This is a genomic window from Rhodococcus sp. M8 (assembly GCF_015654185.1).
GTDB lineage: Bacteria > Actinomycetota > Actinomycetes > Mycobacteriales > Mycobacteriaceae > Rhodococcus > Rhodococcus aetherivorans.
Map to the genome: position 1 here is coordinate 3501835 of NZ_CP064065.1, position 22293 is coordinate 3524127.

General features: G+C 71.0%; 20 protein-coding genes and 1 pseudogene. 9 read left to right on the forward strand and 12 right to left on the reverse strand.

Translation table 11 applies throughout. The features are described from left to right. Positions 1 to 96: 96 nt before the first annotated feature. The 5 genes from ISO16_RS15855 to ISO16_RS15875 all read right to left on the reverse strand — a co-directional run bounded on the left by ISO16_RS15855 (position 97) and on the right by ISO16_RS15875 (position 3247). The gene (locus tag ISO16_RS15855; RefSeq protein ID WP_072636590.1) at positions 97 to 960 is read right to left on the reverse strand and encodes a DUF1206 domain-containing protein; all 864 of its coding nucleotides are present in this window, start codon (positions 958 to 960) and stop codon (positions 97 to 99) included. Beyond that, positions 953 to 2209 carry a fatty acid desaturase family protein gene (locus tag ISO16_RS15860; RefSeq protein WP_072636591.1) on the reverse strand — a complete coding sequence of 419 codons (1257 nt, stop codon included), beginning with the start codon at positions 2207 to 2209 and terminating at the stop codon, positions 953 to 955. Before ISO16_RS15860 ends, ISO16_RS15855 begins: the two co-directional genes overlap by 8 nt. A gap of 78 nt (positions 2210 to 2287) precedes the next feature. After that, positions 2288 to 2443: a DUF6131 family protein gene (locus ISO16_RS15865; protein ID WP_164528060.1), complete on the reverse strand. Its 156-nt coding sequence runs from the start codon at positions 2441 to 2443 to the stop codon at positions 2288 to 2290. Between the two features lie 90 nt (positions 2444 to 2533). Next, a complete protein-coding gene (locus ISO16_RS15870) occupies positions 2534 to 2701 on the reverse strand; it encodes a CsbD family protein (RefSeq protein WP_170914042.1) in 168 nt (55 codons plus the stop codon). Positions 2702 to 2782: 81 nt separating this feature from the next. Further along, complete coding sequence (locus ISO16_RS15875; RefSeq protein WP_072636593.1) at positions 2783 to 3247, reverse strand: APC family permease; 465 nt, start codon at positions 3245 to 3247, stop codon at positions 2783 to 2785. Between the two features lie 133 nt (positions 3248 to 3380). Between ISO16_RS15875 and ISO16_RS15880 the strand changes: the two are divergent. The 4 genes and pseudogenes from ISO16_RS15880 to ISO16_RS15895 all read left to right on the forward strand — a co-directional run bounded on the left by ISO16_RS15880 (position 3381) and on the right by ISO16_RS15895 (position 7690). Further along, positions 3381 to 4105 (forward strand): annotated as a pseudogene (locus tag ISO16_RS15880) (TetR/AcrR family transcriptional regulator C-terminal domain-containing protein). Between the two features lie 438 nt (positions 4106 to 4543). Next, positions 4544 to 5434 carry an AAA family ATPase gene (locus ISO16_RS15885; RefSeq protein ID WP_072636594.1) on the forward strand — a complete coding sequence of 297 codons (891 nt, stop codon included), beginning with the start codon at positions 4544 to 4546 and terminating at the stop codon, positions 5432 to 5434. A gap of 8 nt (positions 5435 to 5442) precedes the next feature. Then, positions 5443 to 6558, forward strand: a complete 1116-nt coding sequence (locus tag ISO16_RS15890; protein ID WP_072636595.1) for a vWA domain-containing protein — start codon at positions 5443 to 5445, stop codon at positions 6556 to 6558. Then, positions 6551 to 7690 (forward strand): XdhC family protein, encoded by a 1140-nt coding sequence (locus ISO16_RS15895; protein WP_072636596.1) that lies wholly within the window; start codon positions 6551 to 6553, stop codon positions 7688 to 7690. Before ISO16_RS15890 ends, ISO16_RS15895 begins: the two co-directional genes overlap by 8 nt. Before the next feature lie 22 nt (positions 7691 to 7712). Here ISO16_RS15895 and ISO16_RS15900 read toward each other — a convergent pair whose 3' ends face one another. Next, positions 7713 to 9179 (reverse strand): aminotransferase class I/II-fold pyridoxal phosphate-dependent enzyme, encoded by a 1467-nt coding sequence (locus ISO16_RS15900; RefSeq protein ID WP_072636618.1) that lies wholly within the window; start codon positions 9177 to 9179, stop codon positions 7713 to 7715. 216 nt (positions 9180 to 9395) lie between these two features. Between ISO16_RS15900 and ISO16_RS15905 the strand changes: the two genes are divergently transcribed. From ISO16_RS15905 to ISO16_RS15920, 4 genes are read left to right on the forward strand one after another with little or no spacing between them, the layout of a single operon-like run. Beyond that, a complete protein-coding gene (locus ISO16_RS15905; RefSeq protein WP_006944121.1) occupies positions 9396 to 9902 on the forward strand; it encodes a (2Fe-2S)-binding protein in 507 nt (168 codons plus the stop codon). Beyond that, positions 9899 to 12286, forward strand: coding sequence for a xanthine dehydrogenase family protein molybdopterin-binding subunit (locus ISO16_RS15910; RefSeq protein ID WP_029546634.1), 2388 nt, complete (start codon positions 9899 to 9901; stop codon positions 12284 to 12286). Before ISO16_RS15905 ends, ISO16_RS15910 begins: the two co-directional genes overlap by 4 nt. Further along, complete coding sequence (locus tag ISO16_RS15915) at positions 12283 to 13140, forward strand: FAD binding domain-containing protein (protein ID WP_072636597.1); 858 nt, start codon at positions 12283 to 12285, stop codon at positions 13138 to 13140. Before ISO16_RS15910 ends, ISO16_RS15915 begins: the two co-directional genes overlap by 4 nt. Before the next feature lie 20 nt (positions 13141 to 13160). After that, positions 13161 to 13838, forward strand: a complete 678-nt coding sequence (locus ISO16_RS15920; protein ID WP_072636598.1) for an SRPBCC family protein — start codon at positions 13161 to 13163, stop codon at positions 13836 to 13838. A 109-nt stretch (positions 13839 to 13947) separates the two neighbouring features. On the opposite strand, the gene ISO16_RS15925 is transcribed toward ISO16_RS15920, so the two are convergent. From ISO16_RS15925 to ISO16_RS15935, 3 genes are read right to left on the reverse strand one after another with little or no spacing between them, the layout of a single operon-like run. Then, positions 13948 to 16662 carry a molybdopterin-dependent oxidoreductase gene (locus ISO16_RS15925; RefSeq protein WP_072636599.1) on the reverse strand — a complete coding sequence of 905 codons (2715 nt, stop codon included), beginning with the start codon at positions 16660 to 16662 and terminating at the stop codon, positions 13948 to 13950. Further along, the gene (locus ISO16_RS15930) at positions 16659 to 17468 is read right to left on the reverse strand and encodes an FAD binding domain-containing protein (protein ID WP_050036123.1); all 810 of its coding nucleotides are present in this window, start codon (positions 17466 to 17468) and stop codon (positions 16659 to 16661) included. Before ISO16_RS15930 ends, ISO16_RS15925 begins: the two co-directional genes overlap by 4 nt. Positions 17469 to 17472: 4 nt before the next feature. Then, entirely contained in the window at positions 17473 to 18843 is a 1371-nt protein-coding gene (locus ISO16_RS15935; RefSeq protein ID WP_072636600.1) for an 8-oxoguanine deaminase, read from the reverse strand. Positions 18844 to 18985: 142 nt separating this feature from the next. Between ISO16_RS15935 and ISO16_RS15940 the strand changes: the two genes are divergently transcribed. Further along, entirely contained in the window at positions 18986 to 20458 is a 1473-nt protein-coding gene (locus ISO16_RS15940) for a PucR family transcriptional regulator (protein WP_072636619.1), read from the forward strand. Between the two features lie 10 nt (positions 20459 to 20468). Here the strand turns inward: ISO16_RS15940 and pucL are convergent, their stop codons facing one another. The 3 genes from pucL to uraD are packed head-to-tail and all read right to left on the reverse strand — an operon-like array spanning position 20469 to position 22232. Then, positions 20469 to 21383, reverse strand: coding sequence for a factor-independent urate hydroxylase (gene pucL / locus ISO16_RS15945; protein WP_072636601.1), 915 nt, complete (start codon positions 21381 to 21383; stop codon positions 20469 to 20471). A 4-nt stretch (positions 21384 to 21387) separates the two neighbouring features. After that, on the reverse strand, positions 21388 to 21714 hold the full coding sequence (gene uraH, locus ISO16_RS15950) for a hydroxyisourate hydrolase (protein WP_072636602.1): 327 nt from the start codon (positions 21712 to 21714) through the stop codon (positions 21388 to 21390). After that, entirely contained in the window at positions 21711 to 22232 is a 522-nt protein-coding gene (uraD, locus tag ISO16_RS15955) for a 2-oxo-4-hydroxy-4-carboxy-5-ureidoimidazoline decarboxylase (RefSeq protein ID WP_072636603.1), read from the reverse strand. Before uraD ends, uraH begins: the two co-directional genes overlap by 4 nt. Between the last annotated feature and the right edge of the window lie 61 nt (positions 22233 to 22293).

The window sequence follows — 22293 nt, forward strand, 5'->3', positions numbered from 1 at the left end:
CATCACCGCGACCAATTAGTGGCTCCGGACGGACAACTGATGAAAAACGCCTAGAGTCTGGGGGTGCTCCGTTCGGCGGCTCGGGGCTGCGCCCGGCTACATCTTGGCGTATCTGGCCATGGCGAAGCTGTAGAGGCCGTAGGTGATGATGCCCACGCCGGCCGCGATGAGGAGGGCAGCTCCATAGGGTTGCGCCCCGACGGTTTTGAAGGCGCCGTCGAGTCCGGTGGCTTTATCGGGCTCGGATTGACTGACGGCGAGAATCACCAGCAACCCGATGGCGGCGATGGCCAGACCCTTCGCGATGTACCCGACCATGCCCAGTCGTCGCACGAGAGGACTGGTAGTTCCTTCGAGGTCGTCGAGGAAGCTGCGACTGACACCCTTGTAGACGTGGTATCCGCCGACCGCGATGATGACCAGCGCCCCCGCGACGAGGACGATCGTACCGGCGGTGGACTGCATCAGGCGGGCCGTGATGCCCGCACTCTGCCCGCTGCTGGACTTGCCGCTGCCGCGGGCGAAACCGAACGCGGAGAAAGCGAAAGCGAAGTAGACCACCGCCAGGGCAAAGGCCTTGAGACGATCGATCACTTCCGATTTCTTGCTGTCGGCGTCCGGTCGGGACGAACTGCCGAGTGCCGCTTCGGCGAGCCGCCACAGTCCCATGATTGCGAACGCGACGACGCCCACCCACAGTGCTGCGATGCCGCCCGGCTTTGCGGCCAGTTCGGTCATGGCGCCGGATTGGTCGGCGGTGCCGGCTGCGCCGCCGAGGGCGAGCCGGATGGCGATGTAGCCGATGATCAGGTGCACGATGCCGCTCACGACGAACCCCGCGCGGGCGAATCGTTCGAAGATGCTGTTCTGGGCCAGACGGCCCGCGGTGGAGGACGAGTTGTCGTACGACGCCGGCGAAGAGCTCGCGGCGGGTGCCGGGGAAGGGGTGGTGTCAGGCATGGCGATCGTCCCATGTTGGTGGTGGAATTCGCCGTCGGGGGGTGCGACGGTTCGTGGGCAGGGTTCGTAGGGCTGTCCGTAGCCCGATGCGGGAAGCCGGAGCCTCCCCGCCCGTCTCACGCAAGGCACGGAATTTCAGTTCGGAGGCCGTCTCGGGGGCGTCGTCGGCGGTCGCTCGCAGGAACCGGTCGGGCAGTGCGAGTTTGTGGATGGTGCGCAGCGTCAGCAGGTACTGCCGTGCAAGGGGACCGGTGGTGTAGGGCAGGTCGTACTTCTCGCACAGCGCTTGCACCCTGGTGGAGATTTCCGCATAGCGGTTGCTGGGGAGATCGGGAAACAGGTGATGCTCGATCTGGTAGCAGAGGTTGCCGCTCAGGAACGCCATCACCGGGCCGGCCCGGAAGTTGGCCGCGCCGAGCATCTGCCGCAGGTACCATTCGGCCCTCGTCTCGTTCTCGAGTTCGGCGAGGGTGAACTTCTCGGCGCCGTCGGGGAAGTGCCCGCAGAAGATCACCACGTACGCCCACACGTTCCGCACCAGATTCGCGGTCAGGTTCGCCGTCAGCGTTCGCCGCCAGCGACGTCCGCTGAGGGCGGGAAAGAGCAGGTAGTCCTTGCCCGTCTGACGGGCGATCTTCCCGATCAGCGCTCGGAAGTGGGCGGATTTCTCGGCAGCGGTGCCGACGCGGTCCTGTTCGGAGTACAGGTCGTGCAGAGCGATGCCCCATTCGAACGTGGCTGCCAGCAACAGATTCCGCAGCGGTTGCAACAGATGTTCAGGCTTCCAGGGCTGGTCACGAGTGATGCGGAGGACACCGTAGCCGAGGTCGTCGTCCATTCCGACGATGTTGCTGAACACGTGATGGCGGTAGTTGTGGGAGTAGCGCCACTGCGACGAGAGGCCGGCCATGTCCCATTCCCAGTTGCTGGAGTGGATTTCCGGGTCGTTCATCCAGTCCCATTGACCGTGGGAGACGTTGTGGCCGATCTCCATGTTCTCCACACTCTTGGCCACGCCGAGCGCCGCCGTTCCGAGGACCCAGCCAACCGGGCCCCTGGTGCCGTAGATCACCAGCCGCGCAGCGGTATCCAGTAGCCGCTGGAGGCCGATGGTACGGCGGATGTAGGCGGCATCGGCCTCACCGAGCGACTCGGTGACGTCCTGGCGAATGCTGGTGAGCTCGTCGCTGAGTGCCTCGACGTCCTCGTCGGTGAGGTGTGCGTATTCCTTGATATCGGAGATAGCCATGGTGCGCTCCAGGTTCCGGACGAGCCCCACCCGGAACGCCGGGTGGGGGGCGGCGCCCGGTGCGGCCTCAGGGCCGGGTCAGTAGTAGTGGCGTCGGCCTGCCACCGCGTGGCCCATCGACCCCATGATCGCCAGGACCACTCCGATGAGGATGAGCGCGACCCCGACATACAACAGGATGGGCAGGCTGATGACCACGCCGACGATGGCGAGGATGATTCCGAGAACGATCATGAGGACCAACTGATTTCGGGTTGTCTTACTTGTGCGGACGGCAGCCGGTGCGCCGGGCAGCACACGGCGCACCGACGTGAGATGCGGAATCTAGTGTTTGAAGGCGTCCTTGATCTTGGCGCCGGACTGCTTGAGGTTGCCCTTGACCTGGTCGGCCCGTCCTTCGGCTTCGAGGCTGCGATTCCGGGTGGCCCTGCCGAACACCTTCTTCACCGAGCCCTTGGCGGCCTCGGCCGAATGCGCGAACTTTGTACGCATACTCATGACGGGTTCTTCTTCCTCTGGTGTTTCGCCGGCACGGATGCGCCGGTCGTGGATGAATCGGTACCGGGCCGGCCGTCAGTGTGTGACGCCGTGGCGCACGGTGGCTTGACCTGTTCGGTGACCGAACGGGTGTCGCCAGTCACGTCGCCCGTCGTGCTGGTCGCGGTGGTTCGTCCCGTGCGGTGTCCTGTCGACTGTATCCGGGTTCGCGGCGGCCATCTCGCGCTGTTCGGCGAGGCGGTCCCGGTCCTGGTACGCATCCGCTGTTTCGCGGCGGGATTCTGTCAGGTCGTGGCGGGCGACACGGCCGCGCCGGGAGGTGCGCCGGGCGCCGGCAAGGAGCATGCTGAGCCCGATGAGCCCTACTGCGCCGACGACGATGCCGTAGAGGAACAGCGTGCCGGTGGAGCCGGTGACGTGATAGCCGAACACGGCAAACCCGTCGGTCACGGCGTGCCCGTCACCGCTGTTGCTCAGCACGCCGGTGAGTCCGACAATCACGGCGGCGAGAAGGACGATGAGTCCGAAGATGATGATCATGGCGGCCTCCCGGGCCTACGTCGTGAGACTCAGTCAACGCCGAAATCCACCGCATGTCAACACTGTAGGTCTACTGCCAAGACCTACGGTAAAGGCCTACGGTGGGGGGAAATGAGTGAAGGAAGTGTTTGTGATGGCCAAGGCCCCCGCTGATCGCACGCCCCGCTCCGGCAAGGGTCGGGTCCCGGACGGCGGCCCGATCACCCGACAGCGAATCCTGACGGCCGCACTCGAGATCATCGACCGCGACGGAATCGACGCACTGTCCATGCGTCGCCTCGGCAAAGCCCTCGACCGCGACCCGATGACCCTCTACCGTCACGCCCCGAACAAGGCCGCTCTCCTCGACGCCGTCGCCGAGAACGTCCTCGAACAGCTCGAGGTCGACACCGACGACGGCGACTGGGTAACTCAACTCCGGGAGGTCGCCCGGGGCTTCCGCCGGTTGGCGCTCGACCATCCCCACGTTGTCCCGCTCCTGGTCACCCGGCCCCTGGCGACGCCCCTCGGACTGCGGCCGCTGGGAACACTGCGCCCGCTGGAAGACATCCTCACCTTGCTCACCCGGGCCGGCTTCACCGCGACTGATGCCCTGCACGTCTACCGGGCCTTGTTCGGATTCCTCCACGGTCACGTCCTCAGCGAGCTCCAGGAACTCGTCGAACGACCCGACGAGCACGACGATCTGCTACGCCTGGGACTGCACCGCCTACCGATCGGCGACTTCCCCTCCTGCGCGGCCTCGCACCGGTACTGGCGTCCTACGACGGCGCCGCGGAACTCGAACGCGGCCTCGACATCCTGTTCACCGGACTCACCGCGACACTGACCTCCCTCGACGGCCCAGTCGCGCGGTGATCCCACGACGGCGAGTCGTCGGTCGATCGTCGCCTCGGGCATCCCCTGAGCAGGACGGTGGTCCCGTCGCGGATGTCCGGTTCCGGGAACGACCGCAACACGGGCACCAGATCGCTCAGGATCGGGGCCGGACGCTTGCCTGACGGCATCGCGAGCACCGCCCACCAAACACCAGCGCGGCCACAACCTTCGGTCCGAATTTCGGCGGCCGACGCACGGGGTCGCACCACCGTCGGTGTCAGTGTCGACCGCAAGGCCTTGCAGACATTGTCCCGATTCCGGCCGGTCGTGGCACACAACTCGACGAGGGAGCACATCAGGGCCGAGCCGGCCGGATCGAGGCAGGGCCCCGGCTGCACGTCGAGGCAATGGTGCCTTTCCGGACTTCCGGAGCTCCGAAAGGACGCCACGGCAGCGGCGCTGCCATAGGCTCGCAGCATGACGGCATCGGCGGCGATCGGCTCACCGAAGGAGCTGGCGCGGGCGCTGGACACGACGGGCTATCTCGCCGACGACGGCCTCGCGACGGTCGCCTTCCTGGCGCTGCGCATGGGCCGCCCGCTGTTCTGCGAGGGGGAACCCGGCACCGGCAAGACATCGCTGGCCATTGCCCTCGCCGACGCGCTGGCCCTGCCGCTGATCCGGTTGCAGTGCCACGAGGGCATCGATGCGTCCCAGGCCCTCTACGACTGGGACTTCCCCCGGCAGTTGCTGCACCTGCGTACCCTCGAGGCCGCGAGCGGCGGCCACCTGGAGGCCGAGGAGGCGGAACGCTCGCTGTACACCGAGCGGTTCCTGCTGGCGCGGCCCCTGCTGCAGGCGCTCACCGACGCGCCGTGCGTGCTGCTCGTCGACGAGATCGACCGGGCCGACGACGAGTTCGAGGCGTTCCTGCTGCAGGTGCTGGACGAGAACGCCGTCACCATCCCCGAGCTCGGGCAGGTGCGGGCGCGGACGCCGCCGCTGGTGGTGCTCACCTCCAACCGCACCCGCGAGGTACACGACGCCCTCAAACGCCGCTGCCTGTACCACTGGCTCGAACATCCCGACCTCGCGCGGGAAGTGGAGATCCTGCGCCGCCGCATCCCGGGCATCGCCGAACACCTCGCGGAGCAGGTCGCCCACGCGGTGCAGACCATGCGCGGGATGGATCTGCTCAAGCCGCCCGGCGTCGCCGAGTCGCTGGACTGGGCCCGAGCGCTGCGCGAACTCGACCGCGACGTGCTCGACGCGACGACCGCGGCCGCGACGCTGGGCGCCGTCCTCAAGTACCGGGAGGACCTCGACCGGGTGGTCCGCACCGGGCTCGACCGGCTCCTGACGGGGTGAGGCCCGCGATGACGACGGCCGCGGACGTCGGAGGTCCCCTCGTCGGGATCGCCGGGTTCACCCGCGCCCTCGCCGCGGCCGGCCTGCCCGTCGCCTCGGACGCCGCCGAGGCCTACGTGCGCGCCCTGCGCGAGATCGACCTCGGCGACCGCCGGCAGGTGTACTGGACCGGACGTGCCACCCTGTGCCACGACCCCGACGACATCCCCCGCTACGACCTCGCGTTCGAAAGCTGGTTCGGGGGAACGGCACCCGGCGTGACGTCGCCGCAGACCCGCACCCCGCGTCGGGCCCGCATCGCCGGACTCACATCCGCGGGGGGTGACGAGACCGCCGGGGAGGGTCCGGAACTGCGGGTCGCCGCGGACGACGCCGACGTGCTCCGCCGTCGCGACATCGCGGAACTGTCCGACGCCGAGCGGGCACACCTCGCCGAGCTGATCGCCACGCTGCATCCGCGACCGCCCACCCGCCCGGCGATGCGGCTGCGCCCGTCGCGCCGGGGCCGCATCGACCCGCGCCGCACGGTGCGCCGGATGCTCGCGGCCGGGGGCGAGCCCGTCCGGCCGAGCCGGCACGGCAAGGCGACCCGTGCGCGCCGGGTGGTGCTGCTGCTCGACGTCTCCGGATCGATGAGCCCCTACACGGACGCGCTGCTGCGGTTCGCGCACGTGGTGACCCGCGCCGATCCCGCCCACACCGAGGTGTTCTCCCTCGGCACACGCCTGACGCGGCTGTCGCGCGCGCTGCGGGCCCGCGACCCGGAACTCGCCCTCGCCGCGGCGGGCCGGGCGGTCCCCGACTGGGCGGGCGGCACCCGGCTCGGCGAGACCCTGCGGGCGTTCCTGGACCGGTGGGGCCGTCGTGGGCTCGCGCGCGGTGCCGTCGTGGTGATCTTCTCGGACGGCTGGGAACGCGGCGATCCCGGCCTGCTCGCCGAGCAGCTCGCCCAGCTGCGCCGCCTCGCCCGCGCCGTGCTGTGGGTCAACCCGCACGCCGGGGCGGCCGGGTACGAGCCGGTGCAGTCCGGCATTGCGGCCGCCCTGCCGCATCTCGACCGTCTGCTCGCCGGGCACAGCCTCGCGACGCTGCAGGAACTGCTGGAGGAGGTCCACCGTGCGTGAGGTTCTCGACGAACTCGACCGTCGCTACCGGGCCGGCGACACCGTCGCCTTGGGAACCGTGGTCTCGACGTTCCGTTCCGCGCCGCGCGCACCGGGCGCGTCGATGCTCGTCGCCGGCGACGGCACCGTGACCGGCAGCGTCTCCGGCGGTTGCGTGGAGGGCGCCGTGTACGAGCTCGCCCAGCAGGTGATCGAGGACGGTGTGCCCGTGTTGCAGCGGTACGGCGTGTCCGACGACGACGCCTTCGCCGTGGGGCTCACGTGCGGCGGCATCATCGACGTGTTCGTCGAACGGGTGGACGTCGCCGGATTCCCCGAGCTGGGCGAGGTCGTCGCGTCGGTGCGGGCCGGGGAACCCGTCGCGGTCGCCACCGTCACCGAGCATCCCGATCCGGCGTGGGTGGGTCGTCGCATGGCGGTGTGGCCGGATCGCGCGCACGGGGCGCTGGGGTCGGCGCGGGCGGACGACGCCGTCGCCGACGACACGCGGGGTCTGCTCGCCGCGGGCCGGACCGCGACGCTGCACTACGGACCGGACGGGCAGCGCCGCGGCGAGGGCATGTCGGTGTTCGTCCACTCGTTCCAGCCGCCGCCGCGGTTGCTGGTGTTCGGCGCCATCGACTTCGCGGCCGCCATGGCGCAGCTCGGCTCGTTCCTCGGCTACCGCGTGACGGTGTGCGACGCCCGGGGCGTGTTCACCACCGCCGCCCGGTTCCCGGCCGCCGACGAGGTGGTCGTGGACTGGCCGCACCGCTACCTCGCCGCCGAGGCGGCCGCGGGGCGCATCGACTCGCGCACGGTCGTCACGGTGCTCACCCACGACCCGAAGTTCGACGTGCCGCTGCTCGAGGTGGCATTGCGGCTCGACCTGGCGTACGTCGGTGCCATGGGGTCGCGGCGGACACACGAGGACCGGTTGGCGCGCCTGCGCGAAGCGGGGATGACGGAGGACGAGCTGGCCCGGCTGTGCTCCCCGATCGGCCTGGATCTGGGGGCGCGCACTCCGGAGGAGACCGCGGTGTCGATCGCGGCGGAGATCATCGCGCTGAAATGGGGTGGCCGGGGCGAGCACCTCGCCCGCACCGAGGGCCCGATCCACGCCCACGAGGACAGCGCGGTTCCCGGGCAGTAGGAGCTGCCCGGGGCGGCCGCGCTCAGCCCTCGGCGGCGACCCGGAACTTCTCGAGCGAGGTGTCGGTCGCGTCGGGAATCACCATCCCGGCGTTCACGCCGCTGCGCAGGTAGTCGACGACGGCGTCGTCGAGCCGCTCACCCGGCACGACGGCGGGAATGCCCGGCGGATAGGGGGTGATCTGCTCGGCCGCGATGCGCCCGGCGGCCCGGCCCGCGTCGACCATCTCCGCCCTGCCGAAGAACGCGTCGCGCGGCGACATCACCGAGTCGAGCTGCAGCTCGCCGGGACTCGGCAGATACATCTTCGGCGGCGGATCGAACGACTCCGCGGCCTGCGACAGCGACTCGAGCGCCGCGACGAGCCGGGCCGTGGTGCCCTCGTCGTCCGCCATGGAGAGGGTGGCCAGGATGCGCCGATGATCGGTCATGCCGAGGTCGAGCCGGCAGTGCTCGCGCAGCCAGTCGCTGCACTGATAGCCGGAGACGCCGAGTTCGCTCACGTCCAGGAGGATCTGCAGCCGATCGAGATCGTGCGAGGCCTCCTCGCCGAGCAACCGGTCCTCGAGGACGGTCGGCCCGTCGATCGCGGCGATCCGGTCGCGGGTACGCCGAGCCAGCTGCAGTGCGTCACCGAGCAACTCGGCGCCGTGCTCGACCATCTGCCGGCGCCACCCGTCGATGGCCGAGTAGATCATCACGTTCGGACTCGTGGTCATCAACAGGTCGGCACAGGCCGACAGGTGCGCCCCGTCCACCAGGTCGCCTTGTAGGTGATACACCGATCCTTGCTCGAATCCGGCACCCATCTTGTGGACGCTGACCACGCAGATGTCGGCGCCGGCGTCCATGGCCCAGGTGGGCAGGTCGTCGTGGAACGGCAGGTGCGCGCCCCACGCCTCGTCGACGATGAGGGGCTTGCCCCGCTCGTGGCAGACCTTCGCGATGCCCTCGAGGTCCGCGCACGTGCCGTAGGGGCTCGGGCTGACGATCAGCGCGCCGGCCGCATCCGGGTACTTCTCCCACGTCGCGCGCACCTGGTCCGGCGACGGCGGATGGGAGAAGTGCATCTCCTCGTCCCATCGGGGGGTGATCCAGCGGGGCGTGACGCCGCTGAAGATCAGCCCGGCGACGATCGACTTGTGCGAGTCCCGGCCGACGAGCAGTCCCCCCGGATCGTTGCCCGCCACCGCCATCATCGCGGCCTTCACCGACAGGGAGCTGCCGCAGGTGGAGAAGAACGCCTGCTCCGCTCCGACCGCCTCGGCCATGAGCTGCTCGGCCCGCGACAGGTAGCCGTTGCCCGACTTCCGGTCGTCGAGGCCGCCCGAGGCGAGCACGTCCGAGCGGAACGTGTCGAGCCCGAGGACCTTCTTCACCCGCGGGTCGGCACCGCGGCCTTGGCGGTGGCCGGGCGGGGAGAAGCCGTAACGGTCGAGCCGGTGGTACTGATCCAGTGCATCCAGCAGGGGAGTTTCGGACTGATCCATGCCCGGGGGGTACCCCGCACGCGGACCGAAAATGCCCTGCCGCGGGTCGGCTTCGCGAGTCGGATTCCCCCGTCCCGCCGCCACCCGCGCGGGAACGAGGTTGTTCCGCCACCGATTCGGCGAATCGGCGTATTCGGTGGTCATCGTTGGAGCACAGTGTCAGTGAACACTTCTCGACGATCTTGGATCCCGGATGTTCCCGGCATTGGAGGCCCGATGCGCATCACTGTCACCGTCGACGGGACGACCTACACGGACGAGGTGGAACCGAGGCTGCTGCTCGTGCACTATCTGCGCGACCGGCTCGGCAAGGTCGGCACCGTGGTGGGCTGCGACACCAGCAACTGCGGTGCCTGCACCGTGCACCTCGACGGCCGCAGCGTCAAATCCTGCTCGGTGCTCGCCGTGCAGGCCGACGGTGCGGAGGTCACGACCGTCGAAGGCCTGTCCCGCGACGGCGTGCTGCACCCCGTCCAGCAGGCATTCCACGACAACCACGCACTGCAGTGCGGCTACTGCACGCCCGGCATGATCATGTCGACGATCGACCTGCTCGAGGAGAATCCCGATCCCGACGAGCACGAGGTGCGGCTGGGTCTCGAGGGCAACCTGTGCCGCTGCACCGGCTACCAGAACATCGTGCGGGCGGCGCTGGACGCGGCGCAGAAGGCCCGGGCCGCCGAACTGCAGACGGACAACACGACGGCAGGAGGCGGGCGATGACCAGCACCGTCGAACCCGAGATCGGCCAGTCGCGGCGGCGCAAGGAGGACGAGCACCTCGTCACCGGGCGCACCCGCTGGACCGACAACCTCGTCCTCCCCGGGATGCTGCACATGGCGATCCTGCGCAGCCCGTTCGCCCACGCCCGCATCACCTCGATCGACACGTCGGAAGCACGGCAGAGACCCGGCGTGGTGGCGGTGCTCACCGGCGCGGACGCCTCGCCGGAGCAGGGCAGCCTGCCGTGCGCGTGGGTGATCACCCCCGACATGAAGATCCCGCCCGCGCCGTCCCTGGCCGTCGACACGGTCAACTTCGCCGGGGAGGCCGTCGCCCTCGTCGTCGCGCGCAGCGCCTACGAGGCCCACGACGCCCTCGAGGCGATCGACGTGGACTACGACGAGCTGCCCGTGGTCCTCGACCTGGCGACCGCCGCCCGCGACGGCGCCGACCTCGTGCACCCGGACCTCGGCACCAACGTCAGCGCCACCTGGACGTTCGACTCCGCCGAGGCCGGCACCGGCGGCGACGTCGAGCAGGCCATCCGCGACGCCGAGGTCGTCGTCGAGCGCACGTTCCGGCAGCAGCGGCTCATCCCGGCGTTCATGGAACCGCGCTCCGTCGTCGTCGACCCGACCGGGCCGCAGATCACCGTGTGGTCGGCCACGCAGATCCCGCACATCCTCAAGATCATGCTGGCGATGACGCTGGGCATCCCCGAGCACAAGCTGCGGGTGATCGCACCGGACGTCGGCGGTGGTTTCGGCGGCAAGCTGCAGGTGACCCCGGAGGAACTGCTCGCACTGCTCGTCGCGCGCCGGCTCGGGAAACCGGTCAAGTACACCGAGACCCGCAGCGAGTCGATGGTCGCGGCGCATCACGGCCGCGACCAGATCCAGAAGCTCACCCTCGCCGCGCGCCGCGACGGCACCGTCGTCGGCCTGAAGGTCGAGCTGCTCGCCGACATGGGCGCCTACCTGAGGCTCGTCACCCCGGGCGTACCGATCCTGGGCGCGTTCATGTTCAACGGCATCTACAAGTTCGGCGCCTACCACTTCTCGTGCACCAACGTGTTCACCAACAAGGTGCCCACCGACGCCTACCGCGGGGCGGGCCGGCCGGAGGCGACGTTCGGGATCGAACGGATCATGGACGAGCTCGCCGCCGAGCTGTCGATGGATCCGCTCGAGCTGCGCGCCAAGAACTGGATCCGGCACGAGGAGTTCCCGTTCGACACCGTCGCGGGCCTGACGTACGACTCGGGCAACTACGAGGCGGCCACCGCGAAGGCCCGCGATCTGTTCCGGTACGACGAGTTACGCCGCGAGCAGGAGGAACGCCGCCGCCGGCAGGACCCGGTCCAGCTCGGCATCGGGGTGTCGACCTTCACCGAGATGTGCGGCCTGGCGCCGTCGCGGGTACTCGGCTCGCTCAACTACGGGGCGGGCGGCTGGGAGCACGCCGCGATCCGCATGCTGCCCACCGGCCGGGTGGAGGTGGTCACCGGTTCGTCGTCGCACGGGCAGGGCCACGAGACGGCGTGGAGCCAGATCGTCGCCGACCGGCTCGGAGTGCCGTTCGAGGACATCGAGGTGCTGCACGGCGACACGCAGACCTCGCCGAAGGGGCTGGACACCTACGGATCCCGGTCCCTCGCCGTCGGCGGTATGGCCGTGGTCAAGGCCGCGGAGAAGGTGATCGCGAAGGCCCGCCCGATCGCGGCGCACATGATGGAGTGCTCGGAGGACGACCTCGAGTTCGCCGAGGGCCGGTTCCGGGTCCGGGGTACCGAGAAGGCCGTGGGCATGAGCGACATCGCGCTCGCGGTGTTCACCGCGGCCGACCTGCCCGAAGGCATCGAGCCGAACCTGGATTCCGAGGCCACCTACGACCCGGACAACTTTTCGTTCCCGCACGGCACGCACCTGTGCGCCGCCGAGGTGGACACCGAGACCGGGCAGGTGCGCATCCGCTCGTACGTGTGCGTCGACGACGTCGGGCACGTCGTGAACCCGCTCATCGTGGAGGGGCAGGTGCACGGCGGCCTCGCCCAGGGCATCGCGCAGGCCCTGTACGAGGAGGCCGTCCACGACGAGTCCGGCACCCTGCTCAGCGGTTCGTTCGCCGAGTACCTGCTGCCGTCGGCCGCGGACCTGCCGACGTTCACCACCGACCGCACCGAGACCCCCGCGACCGGAAACCCGCTGGGCGTCAAGGGGGTCGGCGAGTCCGGCACGATCGCCTCCACGCCGGCGGTGGTCAACGCCGTCCTCGACGCCGTGCGCCACCTCGGCGTGCGGGACATCGAGATGCCGTGCACCCCGATGCGGGTGTGGCACGCCGTCGAATCAGCTCGGCAATCGGCTCAGGGAGGTGCCCGATGATTCCGTCGACGTTCGACTACGTCGCGCCCACCACCATCGACGAGGCCGTCGCCGCGCTGGCCGCTGCCGGGGAGGACGCCAAGATCATCGCCGGCGGGCAGAGCCTGATGCCGGTGCTGCGGCTGCGGCTGGCCGCCCCCACCACGCTCGTCGACCTCGGGCGCGTCCCCGACCTGCGGGGGGTGCGCGAGGACGGCGGCGACCTCGTGATCGGCGCGATGACCACCCACCACGACGTGATCCACGATCCGCTCGTGCGTGAACACGCGCGGCTGCTCGCCGAAGCCACGAGCACGGTGGCCGACCCGCAGATCCGGCACCGCGGCACCGTCGGTGGGGCCCTGGCCCACGCCGATCCGGCCGGGGATCTCGGCGCGCCGGTGCTCGCCCTCGAGGCCACCCTCGTCGCGGCCGGACCGTCGGGGCGGCGCAGCATCCCCGTCGCGGAGTTCTTCGACGACTACTTCACCACCACCCTGCAACCCGAGGAGATCCTCGTCGAGGTGCGGATCCCCAAGCTCACGGGATGGGCGGCGCGGTACGAGAAGTTCAACCGGGTGGCCCACGCCTGGTCGATCGTCGCGGTCGCCGCCACCGTGCAGACGGACGGCGGCACGATCCGTCAGGCCCGGGTGGCGCTGACGAACATGGCGGCCGTGCCCGTGCGGGCGCACGCCGTCGAGCAGGCCCTCGTCGGGCAGCCCGCGACGGCGGACACCGTCCGTGCCGCCGCCGAGCAGGCCACCGAGGGCACCTCACCCATGAGCGACGGCAACGCCGACGCCGACTACCGCCGCCAGCTCGCGCGGGTGCTCACGCGCCGTGCCGTGGCGACGGCAGCGGACGTCGCCTGAGCACACACTGGAGACGAACCATGCAACTCGAACACCACATGTCCGTGCCGGCACCCATCGACGAGGTGTGGACGGCACTGCTCGACCCCGAGAAGGTGGCACCCTGCATGCCCGGCGCCACCCTCACCGGCGTCGACGGCAACACCTTCACCGGCACGGTGAAGATCAAGATGGGACCGGTACAGCTGCTGTACAAGGGCACCGGGGAGTTCGTCGAGACCGACGAGCAGGCCCGCCGCGCGGTCATGGAGGCCGCCGCGAAGGACTCGCGCGGCAACGGCACCGTGAACGCGACGTTCACGATCACCCTCGTCGGTGACGGCGACCGCACCGAGGGCACCGTCGTGACCGACCTGTCCATCACCGGCAAGCCCGCCCAGTTCGGGCGGGGCATGATCTCCGACGTCGGCGGCAAGATCATCGAGCAGTTCACGGCGTGCCTGGCGGACAAGCTCGGTGGCCCGCCCGCCCCGGTGCCGACGCCCGAGGCCGCCGCGCCCCCACCCCCGGCGGGCGGGGCCCCGGAGGTGACCCCGGCCGTGCCGGTGACGGCGGCACCACAGCCCACCGAGGCCGCGCCGCTGGACCTGATGCAGTACGCCCGCGGGTCCGTGCTCAAGCGCGTCGGCCCGGCAGTGGCCGTGTCGACGCTGGTGGCCCTGATCGTCTACCTGCTGCTGCGGCGCCGCCACCCCTGAGACCGCCTGTTCGCCCCTCCCCTCCTCGAGCGAATGTATCGTTCCGTCGGCCTGATCGAGTGAGCGATACATTCGCTCGGCACGGGCGGGCCGACGGAACCGGCCCCGATCACTGCAGCAGCCGCCAGATCCGGTCGCGGGAGAGCGGCAGCTCGTGCGGCCGGACCCCGATCGCGCGGCGCACCGCGTTCGCCAGCGCGGGCGCCACCGGGTTGAAGGGCGCCTCGCTCATCGACTTCGCGCCCATCGGGCCGAGCGCGTCGTAGGTGTCGGCGAAATACACCTCGGTGCGGGGCAGGTCGGCGTACTGCGGAATGTGGTAGTTCCGCAGCGCATCGGTGACGACGCGGCCGGTGTCGTCGGTGACGAGTTCCTCGTACAGCGCGACCCCGATCGCCTGGGCGGCGCCGCCCTCCACCTGGCCGCGGCACTGCTCGGGGTTGACCACGACGCCGGCGTCGGCGGCCTGCACCGACTGCAGGATCCGCAGCTCGCCGGTGCGCACGTCGACGGCGACGCGGAAGGCCTGCACGTTGAACGACAACGAGCGGGGCAGGCCGCCGTGGCTGCCCTCGGCCCGCAGGGTGCCGCCGGCCGCGTCGAGCAGTTCGCCGGGGCTGACGAGGCGGCCGCCCGCACGCACCCCGTCCGCCTCGGGCACCGCGTCGTCGGGGTCGGTGCCGGTGATCTGTCCGGCGAGTTTGACCATCCGCCGGCGCAGTTCCCGCGCGGCGGCGAGCAGCGCCTTGGCGGCGACGACCGTCCCCGACGATCCGTACGCACCGGTGTCGTGGGTGGTGACGTCGGTGTCGGACTGGCGGATCCGGATGCGGTCGGGGTGGGTGGCCAGCTCGGTGGCGGCGATCTGGGTGTGCACGGTGGTGGTGCCGTTGCCGAACTCGGCGGTGCCGACCCGCGCGAGATAGGTGCCGTCGCGCAGCAGTTCGACGGACGTGTCGGCGACGTGCCCGCCCGGCGGGTTCGACGCGATCATCGCCAGGGCCATGCCCTCACCGACGCGCCACTGCGGCCCGGCCGGTTCCCCGGCACCGCCTCGGCGCATCGCGTCCTGCACCAGGTCCAGGCACTGGTCCAGCCCGTAGCTGCCGAAGATCAGATCGCCGCCCTCCGGGTGCGCGCCCACCAGGTCGTCGCCGGGCACGACGACGTTGCGCCGCCGCAACTCGTACGGGTCCATGCCGAGTTCGACGGCGAGCTCGTCCATCGCCGACTCGATTGCGAAGATGATCTGCCCCAGCCCGTAACCGCGGAACGCACCGGAGGGACGGTTGTTGGTGTACGCGGCCTGGGCGTCGACCCGCTTGTTCGGGCACCGGTACACCTCGACGGATTCGCCGCATCCGTGGAACATCACTCCCGCCGAATGGTTTCCGTAGGCGCCCGCGTCGGAGAGCACATCGATCGCCAGGGCGGTGAGGACGCCGTCGGCACCGGCCGCGACCGTGACGTCCACGCGCATCGGATGCCGGCACGGCGCGACGGTGAGCTGATCGGTGCGGGTGAACTCCCACTGCACCGGGCGTCCGGTGCGCAGGACAGCCGCCGCGACGACGTCCTCGGCGAGCATCTCCTGTTTGGCGCCGAAGCCGCCGCCGACGCGCGCGGCGAACACCCGTACCCGATCGCGGTCGAGACCGAAGATGTGGCACAGCTCGTCGCGGACGAGGAACGGCACCTGCGTGGAACTGCGGATCACCAGGCGGCCCCCGGTCGCGAGATCACCGCTGCCGTCGATCCATCCGATGGCGCCGTGGGTCTCGAGGTGGGTGTGCTGCACGCGCTGCGTCTGCCACCGGCCGCGCACGACGGCGGCGGCCGCGGCAACGCCGGCGTCGACGTCACCGACCTCGCCGTGCAGTTCGGCGACGAGGTTGCGCGACGGATCGGCGATGCGGTTCTCGGGTCCCTTGTCCGCGTGCAGCAGCGGAGCGCCGGGCCGGCGCGCCTCGTCCGGGTCCAGGACGTACGGCAGCACCTCGTATTCGACGGCGAGCAGGCGACATCCCTCCTGCGCGAGCGCCGGGGTCTCGGCGACGACGGCCGCGACCCGCTGCCCGTGGTGGCGCAGGATCCGGTCGAACAGCACGGTGTCGTCGGGGTCGTCGTCCCGGTGTTCGTGGCGGGCGGTGGAGTACGCGACGGCCGGGGCGTCGCGGTGACAGAGCACCGCGTGCACGCCGGGCAGTGCCTCGGCGGCAGTGGTGTCGATCGAGACGATCCGTGCGTGGGCGTGCGGGCTGCCGAGCACGGCGACGTGCAGCGCACCGGCGACGGTGGTGTCGAAGGTGTAGGGCTCGGCGCCGGTCACCACCCGCGCGGCGGCCGGGGCACGCAGGGACCGCCCGCAGGAGGGCCCGGGCCCTGGCGCCTCCACGTTGGTGACGCCGCGCAGCGCGTCGTCGACGGACCGGTAGCCGGTGCACCGGCACAGGTTCCCCTTGAGCCGGTTCGGCAGGTCCGTCAGATCGTCGTCGGTCAGGGTGGCGGCGGTGACGATCATTCCGGCCGTGCAGAATCCGCACTGGAACCCGGCGGCGTCGACGAACCGCTGCTGCAGCGGATGCAGATCGTCACCGGTGCCGAGGCCGGCGACGGTGGTCACGGCGTGGCCCTCGGCACGCACGGCGGGAAAGACGCACGAGTGCACCGCCTCTCCGCCGACGAGGACCGAGCAGGCGCCGCAGTCGCCGGCGTCGCAGCCCTTCTTGACCTCGAAATGGGCGTGCTCCCGCAGCAGCGTGCGCAGGCACTGTCCCGGACGGGGGTCGGCGTCGAGTTCGCGGCCGTTGACGGTGAACCTCACGACAGTTCCTCCCGGATCTCGTCGGCCAGGACGGCGGTGACGGCGCGGCGCCAGTCGGCGGCGCCGTGCGCGTCGGTGAAGTACGCGTCGGCCGGCACACCGGTACGCAGCGCGTCGGCGAGTTCGCCGGGCGTGGGTGGCTCGGGGAATCGGAACACGTAGGGCCGCACGGTCGCGGCGGTCACCGACAGCGTGAAGGCGCCGTCGGGGCCGACGCGGCCGATCACCACCGCGCCGGAGCGGCCGAGTGGGGCGAGCGCGATCTTGCGGAACGCGGTGCGTGACGCCAGCGCCGCCGCGGGGACGTGCACGCTGCGCAGCACCTCGCCCGGCCCGAGCAGATTCGTGCCGTTTCCGGTAACGAACTGCTGCACGGGAATCCGGCGCTCCGCGCCGTCCGGCGCCCAGATCAGGGCGGTGGCGTCGAGCGCCGTCGACAGCGAGATCATCGCCCCCGCCGGGAACGCGAGGCAGACATTGCCGCCGACGGTGGCGCGCTTCCAGATCTTCCACGAGGCGAGCAGTGCCGCCGCGCACTGATGGAACAGCGCTGCGCTCGGCCATGTTTCGGTGCCCGACAGCGCGGCGAGGCGTTCCACGGTGCAGGTGGCCGCGATCTCGAGACCGGCGTCGGTGACGGTCAGAGCGGGCCAGCGCAGCCCGGACAGGTCCAGCAGCCGGCGCAGGTGCGGCTGCGGCTCGGAGAACAGCCACGTCCCGCCGCCGACGAACGCCGTAGCAGCATCGGCGACGAGATCCTCTCGGGTACAGGCTATGTCGTATGCGGTCACGGTGTGCAGGTCCATGCGCTCACCCCGCCTTCGCCACCAGGGCGTCGTGCGCGGCGGCAACCTCCGCGGCCACCGACGTCTCGTCGACGGTGCGCACCTCGTCGCGGCGCACCACCTCGCGACCGTCGATCAGCAGCAGCTCGAGCGGCGGCGGGGAGCCGAGCACGAGCGCGGCGACGGGATCGGTGATGCCCGCATGGGCGAGCGTGTCGATCCGCCACAGCGCGAGGTCGGCGAGCTTGCCGACCTCCAGAGAGCCGATCTCGTTCTCCCGGCCGAGGACCCGCGCCCCGCCGACGGTCGCCAGTTCCAGGCTCTGCCGGACCGTCATCGCGCGCGGCCCGCTGCGGGCCCGGGCGAACAGCGCGGCGTGGTGGGCCTCCTCGAGCATGCAGCACGACTCGTTGCTCGCCGCCCCGTCGACCCCGAGACCGAGCGGTACCCCCGCCGCGTACAGGTCGGCGGCGCGGGCGATGCCGGCACCGAGGCGGGCGTTGGACGTCGGGCAGTGCGCCGCGCCCGTGCCCGAGGCGGCGAGCACTCCGATGTCGCGGTCGTCCAGGTGCACGGCGTGCGCGTACCAGACGTCGGGGCCCGTCCAGTCGAGCGACTCCATGTACTGCACCGGATTGCAGCCGAACCGCTCCGTGCAGAAGTCCTGCTCGTCGAGGGTCTCCGCGAGGTGGGTGTGCAGCCGCACCCCCAGATCGCGGGCGAGCACCGCGGACTGCTTCAGCAACTCCGTGCTCACCGAGAACGGCGAGCACGGTGCGAGCGCGATCCGCAGCATGGACCCGAACGACGGATCGTGCCACCTCTCCACGGCCCGTTGGCTCTCGACGAGGATGGTGTCGAGGTCCTCGACGACGTGGTCCGGTGGCAGGCCGCCCGCCCTCGCGCCGAGGTCCATGGATCCGCGGCACGGGTGGAACCGGATGCCGACGTCCGCGGCCGCGGCGATCTCGGCGCCGAAGACGTCGCCGCCGTCGCGCGGGACCACGTAGTGGTGGTCGGTGCTGGTGGTGCAGCCCGTGCGCACCAGGTGGGCGAGGGCTCCCTTCGCCGCGACGTGCACGGCGTCGGCGTCGATCCCACCCCAGACGGGGTACAGCGTCGTCAGCCACTCGAAGAGGGTGTGGTCGACGGCGAGGCCCCGGGTGATCCACTGGTACAGGTGGTGGTGGGTGTTCACCAGGCCGGGCGTCAGCACACAGCCGGTGCCGTCCACGAGGGTGGCGTCGGCGTAGCCGCGCGGCTCGCCGGCGCCCACGGCGACGATCCGGTTGCCCTCGACGACGACGTGCCCGCGCCGGTACTCGGCCCGTCCGGCGTCCATCGTCACCACGTGCGCGCCCTGGATCACGATCGGCCGGGTGGTGTTCGGCTGCATCGGCGTTGCTCCTCACGCTCGTCGACGCTCCCAGTCAACGCCCCGGAAACCGCAACATCCCGGTCGGCACACACGAAACGGAACCGAAATATCGGCTTCGTATTGTGCGATCGTCCAAACCCGTCACCCGGAGGTGAACGCCGTGCTGCTACAGGATGTCCTCGACGCACCGGAGCTCGGAATCCGCCTGCTGCACGGCGACTCCGATGCGCTCACCCGCCCGGTGCTGCGGGCGTGCACGACCGACATGCCCGATCCCACCCGCTACGTGAGCGCGGGATCGTTGGTGTTCACCGGCCTCGTCTGGCGGCGCACCGCGGCGGACGCGGACCTGTTCGTCACGCTGCTCGCCCGCGCCGGGGTCTCCGCCCTCGCCGCCGGGGAGGCGCTGCACGGGCAGGTGCCGTCCGACGTGGTCGAGGCCTGCGTCCGGCACGGGATACCGCTGCTCTCGGTGCCCGAGGAGGTGCCGTTCAGCCGGGTCATCGAGTACATGACCGGCCGGATGGCCGGGGCGCGGATGGACCGGTTGCAGACCGGCCTGGCCCGGCAGCGACGGCTGCTCACCGCGGTCGCCGACGGGTGCAGCCTCGACGAACTCACGGACCGGACCGCCCGGGAGTTCGGGGTGTCGGCGTGGCTGCTCACCGCCACCGGGATGCCCGTCGCCGGCGCCGATCCCCTGCCCGACGAGGATGTCGACGCCCTCACCAGGACCGCGCTGACCGCCGATCGCCTGCCCGCCGAGGTGGCGGGGGGATACACGGTGCTGCCCGTCGGTTCGGGGCTCGCCGACCGGATCGGCTCGTGGTACCTCGTGGTCCGGCACGCCGGCACCCCGGACGCGGAGTGCCTCGACGCCTTCGGCGAATTCGCCGCGGTGGCGGCCCTCGACCGGGTGCGGCGGGAGGAACGCCGCCGGCTCGGGTGGGAGGCCGCGGACCGGACGCCCCCCGGGGGCGACATCGACTGCGGCAGATCACCGGTCGCCGTGGTGGTCGACCGTGCCCCGGCCGGCACCCCGGAGCAGCGCGCCGCGATGCGGGCCGCCGTGCAGGACGCGTTGTCCGGCGCCGTCACCACCGTCGACGTCGCCGGGCGCGTCGTCGCGCTGGTCGACGGCGACGAGTCCGAGGTGGTTGCCACGCTGCGACGGCGCCTGGGGCGCCTCGCTCCCGCGCTGGCCCGGACTCGCCTACTCGTCGGTGTCAGTGCCTGCGGCACAGACGAATCCGTTGACGGCGCGGTGCGCTCCGCGGCCGCCGCCGTCGCCGCGGCGCGCGGCGACGCGGGGGCGGTGTGCGTGCGGGCGGCCGAGCTCGATTCCGCGCTCGGGTTGTTCACCGCCGTTCCCGATCAGTTGCGCCGCGCGTTCGCCGGGCGCATCCTCGGACCCGTGCTCGAGCACGACCGGCGCACCGACGCCGGGCTGCTCGCCACCCTCGAGGCGTTCCTCGACTGCGACGGCTCCTGGCGCCGCACGGCGGACCGACTGCACGTGCACCTGAACACGGTCCGCTACCGGATCGGCCGCGTCGAGGCACTCACCGGCCGCGACCTCGGACGCATCGGCGACCGGCTCGACGTGTACCTCGCCGTGCGCGCCCTGGCATGAGAGCGGCCCGTCAGACGGCGCCGGTGTAGGCGTCCCAGGCGATCCCGGCGTCGGGGGCGTCCTCGCGCTGCACCGTCGCCTGGATGAGACCGTAGGGCCGGTCGTCGGCGTGGAAGACCTCGTTGTCGTTGGCCACGCCGAACCGCTCGAGGTCGTAGACGAAGTGATGCTTGTTGGGGGCCGACAGCCGGATCTCGGCGACGAACGGGTACTTCTCGAGCACGGCGCGTCCCATCTCGAAAAGAGTCTGCTGCAATGCTTTCGACTGAAGGTTCGCGAACCGCTCGAGCATGGTCGCCTTGATCCCGGCGTAGGTGACGTCCCAGTCGACGTCGGTCGTGGTGAACCGCCACTTCGCGACGAGGCTCGTCGCCATCACCCGGTCGCGAGTCGGCTCGAGGACCGTGTACGGATCGGTGAGGAACCCGGCGAACTCGGAACCGGTGGACTTGAGTACGACGAGGTCCTTCAGCCCGCCGATCACCCATTCCCGGCGCGCCCGGCCGGAACCCTGGACGGTCACCGAAGCGGTGCGTACCTCGGAGCCCTTCCGGGTCCAGGTGTGGTCGTGTCCCACGCCGTCGACGGCGACGCGCTCCCAGGCGTATTCCTCGATCTCGATGCGGGCCGAGTGGACGGGTTCGACGTCGTCGACGAAGTGCCGCGCGAGGGCGAGGGCGTAGGTCTCGACGAACTCGACGCCCTTGGCGTAGGCGTAGATCGTCTGCTTCTGGGTGTCGGTGGGCAGGACGGTGCCCTGGTCGCCCTCGAGGTGCGCGGCGCCGAAGTCGCCGCGCAGGCAGGACGAGACGTTCATGTCGCGGATCTCGTGCCGCGGGGTGTCGCGATGGATCCGCACCACGCGGTTCTCGGCCTTGCCGTACTGGTGCGGTCCGAGGACGATCTTGCCGGTCAGTTCGGTCATGGGGTCAGCTCCCGCGGTAGGTGGAGTAGGCGAACGGGGACAGCAACAGCGGAACGTGGAAGCGATTGCCGGCCACAGAGATCCGGAAGGTGACGACGACCTCCGGATAGAAGGGGACGATGTCGCGCTCGGCGAACCAGTCGCCCGTGCCGAAGGTGAGGGTGTAGGTGCCGGGCGGCAGGGGCTCGCCGGTCAGTGCGCGGATCCGGCCGTCGTCGTCGGTGCGCCCCGTCCCGAGGACGGTGCCGTCCGCGCCGGCCAGGGCGACGTGCACTCCGGCTGCCGGAGTCCCGGTGGTGGCGTCGAGCACGTGCGTACTGAGGGTGCTCATCGCCCGCCCCCGCGGGACGCGACGTCGGCCTCGTCGAGCACGAGACGTTCGAGCCGGAGCCGGGTGATGTCGGCCAGGGCGGAGCACACCTCCGCGGACTCGGTGGCGGGGTCGTTGCCGAGGCGGCGGTGGAGGATGTCGAGCAGTTCGGCGGCGGACCGCCCGGCCGCACGCACGAGGTACACGTGCCCGAACCTCTCCTCGTAGGCACGGTTGCCGGCGGCGAGGGCGGCAAGGATCCGGGCGTCGGCGGTGGCGACGGCCGACTGCTCCCGCTGCGACGACGCGCTCTCCGAACGTTCCCCGATGCGCGGATGCCCGGCCAGGGCCTCGGCCCGGCCGTGGTCGTCGAGACTCGCGATCGCGACGGACACGGCGTCGAGCAGGGCCGGACGGTCGCCGTACGGGCGTCCGGCGGCCACCCGGGCGGCCCAGGTCGCGCCGGCGCAGCAGGTCGTCAGCAGCGCGACGGCCTCGGGTTCCGGCAGGGCGTCGAACTCGGCGACGGTGTACGGCACGGGAGCCTCCTTCGTTCCGGTGTCTCCACCCTCGCGCAGGCGGGGCGGCTCCCGGGGTGCC